This is a genomic window from Bacteroides sp. 2201st1_D9_2201SCRN_220225 (genome assembly GCF_040928965.1).
GTDB lineage: Bacteria > Bacteroidota > Bacteroidia > Bacteroidales > Bacteroidaceae > Bacteroides > Bacteroides stercoris.
On the sequence record NZ_JBCODG010000025.1, the window covers coordinates 51647 to 65613 of the forward strand.

A 13967-nucleotide genomic window follows, 5' to 3' on the forward strand; every position below is an offset into this window, starting at 1 on the left:
CTCTGTATTAAATGGTGTATATGTACACCAAATAAATTATATTTGCAGTTATTAATCAATAACTTAATAAAATATGGATTGGGCAGCATTATTTGCGTGTATAACAGCTTTGGGTACGGGCTGGTTTGCGTATAATCAGTTAAAGCATAATCGGCTTGCTGATATTAAGGCTAAAGAACTTGAAAGACAATTAGAAAGAAAAAGCACTCGCAGAAGTGAAAACTCTGCTCGTGTGTATGGTGAAATTCATAAAGTGTTGAATGATCTTTCATGTGATCGTGTGTATATTATACAACCATATCCTTTAGGAGATAATCATTATCTCACAATCTTGTATGAAGTTACCGCTAAAGGGGTTGCCCGTATTAGTGACTTTTGGCAAGATATTAAGATGTCTGAACTTCCAAAGTTTACGGCTTCAATGGCTCGAAATGAACTTATGCTGATACGTGATATTGATAGTTTGGATGGAACACGTGCAAAGGCTATGTTTAGCTCCAATGGAACACAGTCTTTAATCGTTCAAAAATTACATGATACTACCCATGATTGGGTTGGTTCTTTGGTCTGTGATTTTACAGAATCCATCCCTGATGATTTTGATGAGGAAGCAATCAGGAAAAAACTTCATTTTGCAGCCATGCACATTCAGTATATCCTTCCAGAAGTAAAAGAGCGCAAGTTATGAGAGTAACAGAATATCTGAAAGAACTTATCAAAAATGGATCAGGGCACAGTAGCAAGAGTTTTTTTCTTGTTGCCGTTACCTTAATGGGGTGCTTCCTTCTGCTTATTGTCGGTTTTATTTTGGTTTATGAAGTAATCGTAAACAAGTCTATCAAAACCGATCTTATGGGATTATCGGCTTTTGTCGGTGCTATCACTGCTTTGTTTGCTTCGGCTGGAGTAACTAAATGTTTAAGCGAAAAAAATGAAAATAAAAACGTATGAAAGTATTATTAGACAACGGACACGGAGAAAATACACCAGGTAAAAGATCTCCGAAGTGGTCGGACGGATCACAGTTATTTGAGTGGGAATATGCCAGAGAAATTGCCAAAGGCGTATATAACCAATTACGAGCAAAAGGTATAGATGCCGAATTGTTGGTAAAGGAAAATATAGACGTACCTTTAGCAGAAAGAGCCAGAAGAGCAAACGAGATAGCAGCCCGATACGGTAAGACAAAAACGCTTCTTGTTTCTATTCATTGTAACGCTTCTGGAACTGGCAAGGGTACAGGATGGGAAATACATACCAGTCCTGGAAAAACAAAAGCTGATGATTTGGCGCAAGTTTTCTGGGATATGGCTAATAGAATGTTTGGAGGAACTTGGAAAATTAGAGGTGATTGGTCGGATGGGGATGGAGATTGGGAAAATAATTTCTACATTCTCAAAAAGACTTCATGCCCGGCTGTTTTAACGGAAAACTTCTTTATGGATAATGAAACAGATTGCAAGTATCTACTATCTCCTGAAGGAAAGGCTCAAATTATCCAGTTGCACGTTGATTCAATCCTTAAATATATAGAAGAGTATGCGTAAATTTTTATTTATTGCGCTTGTTTTACTCGTAGGAACAAATATCTTTCTGTTTAAACGATTGGATAGCGTAAGGAAAGAACGTGATCGCTTGGATAGTAATCAAGCAGCATTACTTTCAGATGTGGAACACTACAAAACGGAAGCAGGGAAAAACGCTACTTCTGTTTTAAGGCTGGAATTGACGAAAAATGAGTTGGAAAAGAAAAACAAGGATCTTACCAAAACAGTAGATGATTTGAATATAAAGCTCAAACGCATTCAGGCAGCTACAACAACAGCCACTAAAACGGAAATAGAAATAGAAACAAAAGTACGTGATAGCATAGTGTATCGCAACCAGCTTGATACTCTTTTAAATTTTCGATGGCGTGATTCTTGGATAGATTTAAGGGGAACTATTGATAAAGGGGTATTATTCGCTAAGATAGAAAGTGCCGATACATTACACCATATCATACACAAGATACCGAAAAAGTTTCTTTTCTTCCGATTTGGGGTGAAGGCTATAAAGATGGATGTTGTAAATTCAAATCCACACAACAAAATTACATATACTGAATATATAGAGCTAAAAAAATAGCTTTTGTAGAATACTTTTTTCATTTCAGAACGTGCATACTGAGAAGTACGCACGTTTTTTGTATCTTTGCAGTGCCGAATTTATATCGGTGTTGCATTAGTGAAAACCTCGCTTCTTTTTGTAGAAGTGGGGTTTTCCATTTTCTTTGTAGAAAGCCTAATTATTATACTATTTCTACAAATATTCTACAAAAATCACAATATCCGTTGTAATCCACTGATTATTAGAGTTAGAACAAGACTTTCCTAAAGAATAGACGATGGCATGCTGTTGATTGCCGTTCGTGCGTAATTCCATAGGCTGGATTACGTGCGGATGCGAACCGATAATATGGGTCACCCCCTGTTTCAGCAACCAGTCGGCAAGCTCGCATTGCTCACGGTTCGGGAGTGATTGATATTCTTCTCCCCAATGCATACAGGCTATAATAGCATCCGGGCGTACGGCTTGGGCGCTATGTATGTCTTTTAGAATTGTTTTTTTGTCAATGTAATTGACTATGTTGGGTGCAGATACCTTGATTCCATTAGTGCCGTAAGTGTAGTTGAGTATGGCTATGCAGAAACCTTTTTTCCGGATGAAGAGAGGATAGAGTTGTTTACGTTCTATAGCGTTCCGGTAAGTACCTGCATAGGGTATGGAAAATGATTCGATTTGTGTGATGGTTCGTTCCAATCCGGTCTTGCCGCGATCCAGGCAATGATTGTTTGCTGTGAGAAGAACGTCGAATCCGGCATCTTTGATAGCTTGCAGATATTCGTCGGGTGCACTGAAAGTAGGATAGCCTTGATAAGGTTTTCCACCGAGAGTCACTTCAAGATTACCTATTGCAATATCGGCACGGGAGATTTCTTCCTTTACAAGGGAGAAACAAGGAGAATAATCATATTTCCCGTCGGAAGTGCGGGCGGCATCTATTTGCGCCCGGTGTTGCATTAAGTCTCCTACAAATAATAGCGTAATCCTTTCCTGTGAGGAAAGGGTTACGCTATATAGTAGAAAGATAAGGGAGATGAGCGCTTTCATCATCCTTATTATTGATAAATAGCTTTCTTGCCTGCCAACAATGTATTCTTCATTAAAGAGACAATGGTCATGGGACCTACACCACCAGGTACGGGAGTGATGAATGAACATTTGGGAGCTACTTCATCGAACTTGACATCACCGGTCAGCTTGAAACCGGATTTTCTGGTTGCGTCCGGTACACGGGTAGTACCTACGTCAATGACAACTGCGCCTTCTTTCACCATTTCCACTTTTACAAAGTTAGGTTGTCCCATAGCTGCGATGATAATATCGGCTTCTTGGCACTCTTTTACCAGGTCTTTACTGCGGCTGTGGCAAACGGTTACTGTGGCGTCACCGGGATAAGCCTTTTGCATCATTAGGGCAGCCATGGGTTTGCCTACGATATTGCTGCGCCCCAGTACAACGCATTTCTTTCCGGAAGTTTCTATTTTGTATCTTTTCAGCAATTCGAGAATTCCGTTAGGAGTTGCGGAAACGTAACAAGGCAATCCTATGGACATACGTCCTACATTGATAGGATGGAAGCCATCCACATCTTTGTGGTAGTCGATTGTTTCAATCACTTTTTGTTCCGATATATGTTTGGGCAAAGGCAGCTGAACGATAAAACCGTCTACATCTGCATCCTCATTCAGTTCGCGCACTTTCGCCAGCAGCTCTTCTTCCGTTACATCTGTCTCATAACGAATGAGCGAGGACTTGAATCCGCATACTTCACAAGCTTTTACTTTGGCTGCTACATAGGTTTCGCTGCCACCGTCGTGTCCTACAAGGATAGCTGCCAAATGCGGGCGTTTTCCGCCGCGCGCCACTATCTCAGCTACTTCTGTTGCAATTTCCTGTTTTACCTGTTCGGAAATTGTTTTTCCGTCAATTAGTGTCATATTCAAAATTATTGTATTGGTTATTATTTACATGGCATTATTCGCAAAAATAGGTCAAATAACCGAATAAAGCAAAAATCCCGCTGACTTCATTCGAACTATGAAATTAGCGGGATTTATATGCAGGATATTTTTCTTTCTTATCGTTTCAGTTTCGGCATCATCTTACCCATTTTGCTGCCGGTCACCATTTTCATCATTTTACGGGTCTGGTCGAACTGTTTCAGCAAACGGTTTACTTCCTGAATGTTCGTGCCGCTGCCTTTGGCGATACGCTGGCGGCGCGAGCCGTTTAGGATGGCCGGGTTGCTGCGTTCTTCCGGAGTCATGGAGTAGATAATCGCTTCGATGCTTTTGAAAGCATTGTCGTCAATATCGATATCCTTGATAGCTTTGCCTACCCCCGGTATCATGGAAGCGAGTTCTTTCAAGTTACCCATTTTTTTGATTTGTGCAATCTGGCTCAGGAAGTCGTTGAAGTCAAACTGGTTCTTCGCAATTTTCTTTTGCAGACGTTTGGCTTCTTCTTCATCATATTGTTCTTGTGCACGCTCTACCAATGACACGATGTCGCCCATACCCAGAATACGGTCTGCCATACGGGCAGGGTGGAATTGGTCGATAGCGTCCAGTTTTTCGCCGGTTCCTACAAACTTGATAGGCTTGTTGACTACAGTACGGATAGAAAGGGCGGCACCACCGCGAGTGTCACCGTCCAACTTGGTCAATACCACGCCATTGAAGTCCAAACGTTCGTTGAATTCTTTGGCTGTATTTACGGCATCCTGTCCGGTCATGGAATCCACTACGAACAAGATTTCATTCGGATTGATGGCGGATTTGATGGCGGCGATTTCGTTCATCATCTCTTCGTCTACGGCCAGACGACCGGCTGTATCGACGATTACGAGGTCATATCCTTTGGTTTTAGCTTCCTGTATGGCATTTTGGGCTATGCTCACCGGGTCTTTGCTATCAGGTTCGGAATACATGGGCACTTCGATCTGCTCTGCCAGTACGCGCAACTGTTCGATAGCGGCGGGGCGGTAAACGTCGCAAGCCACCAATAAGGGCTTCCGGTTCTTTTTGGTTTTCAGCATGCGTGCCAACTTTCCGGAGAAAGTAGTCTTACCGGAACCTTGCAGACCGGACATCAAAATAACAGCCGGTTTGGAATCAATATTGATTTCCGCAGTTTCGCCACCCATGAGTTGTGTTAACTCATCGTGTACGATTTTTACCATTAACTGGCTGGGTTTTACAGCTGTCAGCACGTTTTGTCCTAAAGCTTTTTCCTTAACGGTATCAGTAAAACTCTTGGCAACCTTATAGTTTACGTCAGCATCCAAAAGTGCTTTACGCACGTCTTTCAGCGTTTCCGCTACATTAATTTCGGTGATTTTACCTTCACCCTTCAAAATTTTAAACGACCTCTCAAGTCTCTCGCTTAAATTATCGAACATAGTATCTAATTACAATTACTAAATTACAAATTACTCTTATTGAGGCGCAAAAGTACAAAAAATACCTGTAACTGCCTTCTTTTAAGGACAGAATATTATTACGGTTTTGCGGCAGATTGCCTTGAAGCATAAAATATTCCGTTCCAACTGACGGGAAGACTGAAATCATGCTTATTCTCCATACTTTTGCTTTTTATTATATAATAACATTGAAAAAGAGCGGAATAACTTATGCTATTCCGCTCTTTTTCAAATGTTTGCTTTTATATCTTAGTTGGTTCTTTTCCGTGTAGGCATTTAACCGTTCATGCTCATCAGGAATTCATCGTTGTCTTTGGTTTTTTCCAAACGGTCTTTTACGAAGTCCATTGCCTCTATCGGGTTCATATCGGCAAGATACTTGCGGAGAATCCACATGCGATCCAGCGTTTGCTTGTCTTGCAGCAAGTCATCGCGACGAGTGCTGGAAGCAACGATATTGACAGCCGGGAAGATGCGCTTGTTGGACAGGTTGCGGTCGAGTTGCAGTTCCATATTACCAGTACCTTTGAACTCTTCAAAGATCACTTCGTCCATTTTGGAACCGGTATCTATAAGCGCCGTAGCAAGGATGGTCAGCGAACCACCGCCTTCAATGTTGCGGGCAGCACCGAAGAAGCGTTTCGGCTTGTGCAGTGCGTTGGCGTCCACACCTCCGGACAATACTTTACCCGAAGCCGGGGAAACAGTATTGTAGGCACGTGCCAAACGTGTTATGGAGTCAAGGAAGATAACAACGTCATGTCCGCATTCTACCATTCTTTTGGCCTTCTCCAAAACAATGCCTGCTATTTTCACGTGACGTTCTGCCGGTTCGTCGAAAGTAGAGGCAATAACCTCTGCATTTACGGTACGGGCCATGTCGGTAACTTCTTCCGGACGTTCATCAATCAATAGCATAATCATGTACACTTCCGGGTGGTTGGCTGCAATGGCGTTGGCAATGTCCTTCATCAGAATAGTCTTACCCGTTTTGGGCTGTGCTACGATTAGTGCGCGCTGGCCTTTACCAATGGGCGCAAAGAGGTCTACTACGCGGGCAGACAGGGAGTCGGAATATCCGCCTTTGCAAAGTTTAAATTTCTCGTCCGGGAAGAGCGGGGTGAGATGTTCGAACGGTACACGGTCGCGTACAAAAGCCGGGTCACGTCCGTTAATCTTGGATACTTTTACCAGCGGGAAATATTTCTCTCCTTCCTTGGGTGGACGGATAACACCTTCCACTACATCACCGGTCTTCAGACCGAACAGCTTGATTTGTGATTGTGAAACGTAAATATCATCGGGAGAAGAAAGGTAGTTATAATCGGATGAGCGCAGGAATCCATAACCGTCCTGCATGATTTCCAATACGCCGGTTCCTGTGAGTATATCGTCGAATTCGTACGCCTTTTCGCGTTCTATTGCCGGCTTGCGTTCGGGAGCAACATAATTCTCGTTGTTGTTCTGTTGTTGTGCAGGACGTTGCTGCTGTTGTGCAGGACGCTGGTTGTTATTGTTACGATTGTTGTTGTATGGCGTATTGTTATCGCGGAGGCGAAGACGGGAGCGCTGTTGCGGTTGCTCTGTTGCAGGAACGGGAGTTTCTGCTTTGGTGGCTTCGAATTTGCCGATGAGCTCTGACGGCAGTTCTATTTTTTCGGTTGGCAAATCCTCGATGGGGATAAAGTCATCCTCTGCTTCCGGCAAGACAGGACTTTCATCCGGTGTAGGCTGGGGGGCTGCAACAACTTTCTTGGGTTCTGCTTTTTTCGGCTCTGTAGTTTCTACTTTAGTTTCTGCCGGAACGGTTTTAGGTGTTTCCGCTACGGGAGCCGCTTCTTGTTTTACTTTGCGAGGACGTCCCGGTTTGCGTTTGGGAACTTCAGTCTCTGCTGCGGGAGTTGCGGCTACGGTCGGCTCTTTAGCCGCCTCTGCTGCTTGTACGGAAGCTTGTACGGCAGGTGCTTCTTCGGTTTTCCCTTTTGTGAGTTCACCGTTCTTGTTGGCTGTGAATACCTTGTCCGCTGCTTCTTTCTTGACCGTTACGCGAGAACGTTTTTGCTTGTCCCCTTTACGTTCTTCTTTTAATTTGTCGGCTGCTACTTTCTTGGTTGCTCCAGCAATGGCTTGTTCGTCAAGTATCTTGTAAACGAGTTCTTCTTTTTTGAGAGAGTCTGTTTTTTTGATACCCAATTCTTGGGCAATAGCTTGCAGTTCCGACAAATTTTTGTCGTTTAATTGAATGATATTATACATATAGTATATGTGTGAATGGTTTTTACTTATATCGGTAAGTCTACCTTTTGTAAATTATGATTTAATAGGGATATTTGTTATTGAACCGGAAATCTGACTAACAATCCTCACCTCAGCAAGGAGTTGCAGAATGTTTCAACGGCACAAAGGTAATAATAATTTTTGGTTTCATAAATAAATCGTCTTTTTTTTAATTTTAAAAGTCTATCTTTGTTTCATTATTATATAAGAAACAGATTTATGAATATATATGCAGTTCGTTTGATTACTTTTTCGCCTACCCATACCTCTAAACAAGTGGGCGAGGCGATTGTTCGCGGTACGGGCATTTCCGATGTTGCCCGGACAGACCTTACTTTCCACCCGGCCGGCAAATTGGAAATTCCTGAAAACACCTTGACGGTAATAACCGTCCCCGTCTATGGCGGGAAGGTGGCACCCCTGGCATTGGAGCGGATGAAAGACGTTCATGCTTCCGGTGCTCCGGCAGTGCTGGTTGCTGTGTATGGTAACCGTGCCTATGAAAAAGCATTGGTGGAGTTGGACGCATTTGCATCGGACAGAGGATTTAAAGTGATTGCCGGTGCTACGTTTGTAGGCGAGCATTCGTACAGTACGCAGCAAAATCCCATAGCTGCAGGGCGGCCGGATGCAGATGACTTGCAGTTTGCAGAAACTTTCGGCGCTAAGATACGGACTAAAATCGAAGCGGCAGCCGACATGGATAAGCTCTATGCCGTTGACGTCAACCGTATTCAACGTCCCCGTCAGGCATTTTTTCCGTTATTCCGTTTCTTGCGGAAGGTGGTGAAACTACGCAAAAGCGGAGTTCCTATGCCGCGCATTCCGGCTGTCGACACAGAACTTTGCAACCATTGCGGATACTGCGTGAAGCATTGTCCGGCAGGCGCCATCGCGAAAGGCGATGAGTGTACTACCGATGTGGAAAAGTGTATTCGCTGCTGTGCTTGTGTAAAAGGGTGTCCGCAAAAGGCCCGTACTTTTGATACGCCGTTTGCCGCCTTGCTTGCCGATTGCTTTAAGAAGCAGAAGGAAAATAGGATTATCTTGTAAGTAGATTCTGGCATATCTGCCTTCGGGCATAAATTGAGTTCAAAGAGTATTTTCAGCTTCTTTTGAAGCTCTATCCGGTCTGTTTTTTGTTTTTATAAGAAGCATAACGGGGTATGTGACGAATAAAAATAGAAAAATATCTTCAAACAAGGAGTGCTGAAGAAGATTTAAGCAGGTTCTTAAGGAGAAGGATTCTTGTCGGAGAGGAGAGATGTTCTCTTAAGGTAAGAAGCCGGTAAATATAGGAGAAGAACTTTATCTCCGGCCTGAAGATGGGTGTCTTTTGGCTGGAGAGATCCGTTTTTAGGTTAAAGTTCTGTATCTCTAACCTAAAGATGAAATGGATAATGGGGTACTCTTCGGATGCAGAGTTATACCGCTTGGGGCTCAGGGTGTGACAGGACTGTCCCCGGCGGGAAGAAGCCGGACTGTGAGTACCCGTTTTGTAGAGGCACCGATGCGGAAACGGTTGTCCGTTCTTTCACCTATCAGCCAGATAATCTCTTCGCCGCAACATAATACCCATTGCTGCTCTTTGCGCAAAAGGGAGAACTTCCGGTCGGTCATATAGTCGCTTACTTTTTTCCGGCCTTTCATGCCGAATGGAATAAAAGAGTCCCCTTGTCGCCAGGGGCGCAGAAGGAGAGGATGTGTCAGTTTGTCCGCATCAAAGCAGGCAGTGTTCTTGTCGCGGGGAATGACAAAGTCCGGGGTAAAGACATGTTCTTCCATTGCCAGTGCGGGTTGTATGGGGGGTCGGTGTGCTTCAATCAGCAGATATTCGCGGTCTTTCACGATGCACCAATGTTCCGAAGTGAAGATTTTTCCCGGCTGTCCTTCCAGCGAACGGTATATGTCTCTGATTTGGGCAGTGTTAAAGCCGAGCGGGTATAGGATTTCAAACAGTAATGTTGCGGGGGCCGGTTCCTGCATCAGTCGCTCGATGCAGATGCCCTCTGCTGTCCGCACGCGTTTTATGCCTTCGTCTATCCCTTGTTTATATATGGCGGATGCGCCATCCAGATGCTCGGCGGTGTTGAGAATGCTTTCTTTGACGGATGGGTTGATTTCCTGCATCATGGGCAACAGGTTCAAGCGTATTTTGTTACGAGTGTATTCATCCTGCAGATTGGTGCTGTCCGTTACGTAATCCTGCCCTATGCGGTTCAGATAACTGATGATTTCTTTGCGTTCCAGGCAAAGCAACGGACGTACGATGTGCCCGTTTTTGGGGCGTATTCCCCGTAACCCGTTGATGCCCGTACCACGTATCAGGTTCAGCAGGAGGGTTTCCACGCTGTCGTCCTGGTGATGGGCCACGGCAATGGCGTCGGCATTGATTTTCTGCCGTATTTCCTCAAACCATCCGTAACGTAGTTCGCGTGCGGCCATTTCAATGGAGATGTGCCGTTCTTCGGCAGTGCGCGCGGTGTCGAAGTGGACGGTGTGTAGCGGTACTTGTTGTTTTACGCACAGTTGGCGGACAAATGCCTCATCTCTGTCGGATTCTGCACCTCGCAGGTGAAAATTACAGTGCGCAGCTTCGCAGTCGTAGCCCGACGCTTGCAACAGTCGTAATAAAGCGACGGAATCCGCACCGCCGCTTAAGGCGACAAGTACCTTGTCTGTCGGTTGCAAAAGCTGTTTCCGGTTGATATATTGTGCTACTTTTTCCTTTTCCATAGCGGCAAATATACATGTTTCTTCCCGGATTTTGTTACTTCCGTGCCGAAAGGTTGCTTTGGCAGACCGTTGTCAGCTTGCTTACAATGCAGAATCGGCTCTCTTTGATACCTCTTATTTAAAAACATTCTAAATTGTTTGCGCTATACGGACTTATCCTTTATCTTTGCGGCAAAAATAAAAAAGGCAGAAGACTATGCGTTTGTCCGAATTGAAAACCGGTGAGAAGGGAGTAATCGTTAAAGTGCTGGGACACGGAGGTTTCCGTAAGCGAATCGTGGAAATGGGATTTATCAAAGGGAAAACCGTTGAGGTGTTGCTGAACGCCCCTCTGAAAGACCCCATCAAGTATAAGGTGATGGGATATGAAATCTCTTTACGGCGTCAGGAAGCTGAGATGATTGAGATTGTCGGTGAAAAGGAAATGTGTCGGGAGTCCGTGCAGCTCGACTATCACGAGGGATGGAGCGAAGATATGCGTTTGGACGAAGAGGAACTGAAACGTATCGCTTTAGGAAAACGCCGCACCATCAATGTTGCTTTGGTGGGTAATCCCAATTGCGGCAAGACATCCCTTTTCAACATCGCCTCGGGTTCGCACGAGCATGTGGGTAATTACAGCGGTGTCACCGTAGATGCTAAAGAGGGGTATTTTGACTTTCAGGGGTATCATTTCCGCATCGTCGACTTGCCTGGCACTTATTCGCTTTCTGCCTATTCTCCCGAAGAGATTTATGTGCGCCATCACATCATCAACGAAACTCCGGATATCATTATTAATGTGGTGGACTCTTCCAATCTGGAACGGAACCTGTATCTCACCACCCAGTTGATTGACATGAACGTGCGCATGGTTATCGCGCTTAACATGTACGACGAACTGGAAGCAAGCGGGAACACGTTGGATTACGTAAAACTCGGTCAGTTGTTTGGCGTGCCGATGCTGCCTACCATCAGTCGCACCGGAAAAGGCATAGAACAGCTTTTCCATATTATCATCGGCATTTACGAGGGTGGTGATTTTCTGGATAAAAAAGGTAAGATACGTGCCGAAATCCTGAATGATTTGCGCAACTGGCACAAGGAGTATGTACCCGACCATGACTTCGGCACTCATAAGGAGGAGAAGGAGCATCCGGCAGGCTTTTACCGCCACATCCATATCAATCACGGGCCGGAATTGGAGCGGAGCATTGAAGAGGTGAAACGCATAATCAGTGTCAACGAGAATATACGGTATAAATACTCCACGCGCTTTCTTGCTATTAAGTTGCTGGAGAATGACGAGGATTTGGAGAAGACCGTACAGGAGTTTCCCAATGGGAAGGATATTATTGAAGTCCGTAACCGCGAAGTGCAACGCCTGCGTAATGTAATAAACGAAGATAGCGAGCAGGCCATTACAGATGCCAAATACGGTTTTATCGCCGGTGCGCTTCGCGAAACCTATGTGGACAAGCAAGAGGATACGGCACGTACAACGCGTGTGATAGATTCCATTGTGACACATCGAGTATGGGGGTATCCCATCTTTTTTCTGTTCCTGTATCTGATGTTTGAAGGAACATTCATCTTGGGAGATTATCCCATGCAGGGCATTGAATGGCTGGTAGGTGCGTTGGGCAGTCTGGTGCGTGACAACATGTCTGAAGGACCGCTGAAGGATTTGTTGGTGGACGGCATTATCGGCGGTGTAGGCGGGGTGATTGTCTTTTTGCCCAATATCTTGATTCTATATTTCTTCATATCTTTGATGGAGGATTCCGGATATATGGCGCGTGCCGCCTTTATCATGGATAAGATAATGCATAAGATGGGTCTGCACGGCAAGTCTTTTATCCCTCTGATTATGGGATTCGGTTGCAATGTACCGGCTATTATGGCCTCGCGTACTATTGAAAACCGGAAGAGCCGACTGGTGACCATGCTTATCAATCCGCTGATGTCGTGCAGTGCACGTTTGCCTATTTATTTGCTGTTGGTGGGGGCGTTTTTCCCGAACAATGCCAGTTTGGTATTGCTGATAATCTATGCTATCGGCATTTTACTGGCTGTGGTTATGGCACGACTTTTCTGTCGCTTTCTGGTAAAGGGAGATGACACGCCGTTTGTTATGGAGCTTCCTCCTTACCGCATACCGACGTCGAAGTCCATTTTTCGCCATACTTGGGAGAAAGGCGCGCAATATCTGCGCAAAATGGGAGGTATCATCATGGTGGCTTCCATTGTGATATGGGCGTTGGGGTATTATCCGGACCACGATGCATATCAGGATGTGGCCGAACAGCAGGAAAACTCGTATATCGGCAGAATAGGCAAGGCTGTTGAACCGGTGATAGAGCCGTTAGGCTTTGATTGGAAACTGGGTGTCGGTATCCTTTCCGGTGTAGGGGCCAAGGAACTGGTGGTAAGTACGCTGGGAGTTCTGTATGCAGATGATGCCGAAGCCGATGCGGTGAGCTTGGGCGAACGGATTCCGATTACTCCGTTGGTGGCTTTTGGCTATATGGTGTTTGTATTGATATATTTCCCGTGCATCGCCACCTTAGCGGCCATTAAAGGAGAATCGGGCAGTTGGAAATGGGCTTTGTTTGCAGCGGTGTACACTACTGTCCTTGCATGGGTGGTGTCCTTTGCAATTTATCAGATAGGGGGGCTGTTTGGATGAGTAATTGGCAAAATTGGGCGGTAGCTCTCATTTTATTGTTGTGTATCGTCCGTATTGGACAGCGTGTTTATGCTTTTTTCATGAAAGTAAAAGAAAAACGTAATCCTTGCGAGAATTGTGCAACAGGCTGTGAATTAAAGCAATTGTACGAAAAGAAACGCTTGGAATGCAGTGACGGTAAAAAAGAAATAAAGAAAAAATGCTGTTGATAGTTGGTAGTTTCAAAAAAATGACTACCTTTGCAACCGCAAACGAGAAAGATTGGTTCCTTGGATGAGTGGCTTAGTCAGCGGTCTGCAAAACCGTGTACGGCGGTTCGAATCCGCCAGGAACCTCAAACACCCCTTTCAGATAATTTCTGGGAGGGGTTTTATTTTAAGATAAGCAAAAATGGTACTACATTGGTACTACAAAATCAACGTGAGGGATTTGTAGGTTAAGCATAATAAAAGCGCAAGAAGTGGAAAAAATTTTTTAGAAGAGGTGACTACCGTTGATAACCTTACAAATAACAAGGGGGTGGGAGGGGAGCGTGTGTGTTGAATACTATTGTAAAAAATAGCTTATACATTACTACTTATTCTTTTTTTATCTTTCCGATTGCAAGTACAATGCCTATCAAAGCTGACGTAATAACCAGCGCTGGGCTGATGTTCCATAATATCACTACCAGAACAATTGCGGGTCAGCGGATTTCCCCGGTTGGCAAGCTTTCTTTTAAGCGTATAGCCTAGCCAGTCTGAACATGAAGAATTTCAG

At 44.6% G+C, this 13967-nt stretch carries 11 protein-coding genes, 1 tRNA gene and 1 pseudogene; 8 read left to right on the top strand and 5 right to left on the bottom strand.

Features of this window, described 5'->3' with window-relative positions:
* Positions 1–73: 73 nt before the first annotated feature.
* The 4 genes from AB5903_RS10375 to AB5903_RS10390 are packed head-to-tail and all read left to right on the top strand — an operon-like array spanning position 74 to position 2127.
* On the top strand, positions 74–688 hold the full coding sequence (locus AB5903_RS10375; RefSeq protein WP_050440884.1) for a hypothetical protein: 615 nt from the start codon (positions 74–76) through the stop codon (positions 686–688).
* Complete coding sequence (locus AB5903_RS10380) at positions 685–951, top strand: hypothetical protein (RefSeq protein ID WP_022402196.1); 267 nt, start codon at positions 685–687, stop codon at positions 949–951. Before AB5903_RS10375 ends, AB5903_RS10380 begins: the two co-directional genes overlap by 4 nt.
* Entirely contained in the window at positions 948–1547 is a 600-nt protein-coding gene (locus AB5903_RS10385; protein WP_032532860.1) for an N-acetylmuramoyl-L-alanine amidase, read from the top strand. Before AB5903_RS10380 ends, AB5903_RS10385 begins: the two co-directional genes overlap by 4 nt.
* Positions 1540–2127 (top strand): DUF6549 family protein, encoded by a 588-nt coding sequence (locus tag AB5903_RS10390; protein ID WP_032532859.1) that lies wholly within the window; start codon positions 1540–1542, stop codon positions 2125–2127. The genes AB5903_RS10385 and AB5903_RS10390 overlap by 8 nt, the downstream gene beginning before the upstream one ends.
* Positions 2128–2370: 243 nt before the next feature.
* On the opposite strand, the pseudogene AB5903_RS10395 reads toward AB5903_RS10390, so the two are convergent.
* The 4 genes and pseudogenes from AB5903_RS10395 to rho all read right to left on the bottom strand — a co-directional run.
* Positions 2371–3153: pseudogene (locus AB5903_RS10395) on the bottom strand (CapA family protein); the annotation flags it as partial.
* An 8-nt stretch (positions 3154–3161) separates the two neighbouring features.
* The gene (gene folD / locus AB5903_RS10400; RefSeq protein ID WP_272710013.1) at positions 3162–4043 is read right to left on the bottom strand and encodes a bifunctional methylenetetrahydrofolate dehydrogenase/methenyltetrahydrofolate cyclohydrolase FolD; all 882 of its coding nucleotides are present in this window, start codon (positions 4041–4043) and stop codon (positions 3162–3164) included.
* A 140-nt stretch (positions 4044–4183) separates the two neighbouring features.
* Positions 4184–5506, bottom strand: a complete 1323-nt coding sequence (ffh, locus tag AB5903_RS10405) for a signal recognition particle protein (RefSeq protein ID WP_117740621.1) — start codon at positions 5504–5506, stop codon at positions 4184–4186.
* A gap of 297 nt (positions 5507–5803) precedes the next feature.
* On the bottom strand, positions 5804–7783 hold the full coding sequence (rho, locus tag AB5903_RS10410) for a transcription termination factor Rho (RefSeq protein ID WP_258998220.1): 1980 nt from the start codon (positions 7781–7783) through the stop codon (positions 5804–5806).
* Positions 7784–8023: 240 nt separating this feature from the next.
* On the opposite strand from rho, the gene AB5903_RS10415 reads away from it, so the two are divergent.
* Positions 8024–8857, top strand: a complete 834-nt coding sequence (locus tag AB5903_RS10415) for a 4Fe-4S binding protein (RefSeq protein WP_022104577.1) — start codon at positions 8024–8026, stop codon at positions 8855–8857.
* Between the two features lie 387 nt (positions 8858–9244).
* Here the strand turns inward: AB5903_RS10415 and tilS are convergent, their stop codons facing one another.
* Positions 9245–10540: a tRNA lysidine(34) synthetase TilS gene (gene tilS / locus AB5903_RS10420; protein ID WP_016662176.1), complete on the bottom strand. Its 1296-nt coding sequence runs from the start codon at positions 10538–10540 to the stop codon at positions 9245–9247.
* 196 nt (positions 10541–10736) lie between these two features.
* Here tilS and feoB point away from each other — a divergent pair, with 196 nt between their 5' ends.
* The 3 genes from feoB to AB5903_RS10435 all read left to right on the top strand — a co-directional run bounded on the left by feoB (position 10737) and on the right by AB5903_RS10435 (position 13543).
* A complete protein-coding gene (gene feoB, locus AB5903_RS10425; protein WP_005652722.1) occupies positions 10737–13208 on the top strand; it encodes a ferrous iron transport protein B in 2472 nt (823 codons plus the stop codon).
* Positions 13205–13417: a hypothetical protein gene (locus tag AB5903_RS10430; protein WP_005652720.1), complete on the top strand. Its 213-nt coding sequence runs from the start codon at positions 13205–13207 to the stop codon at positions 13415–13417. Before feoB ends, AB5903_RS10430 begins: the two co-directional genes overlap by 4 nt.
* 54 nt (positions 13418–13471) lie before the next feature.
* A tRNA-Cys gene (locus AB5903_RS10435) sits at positions 13472–13543 on the top strand.
* Positions 13544–13967 lie beyond the last annotated feature (424 nt).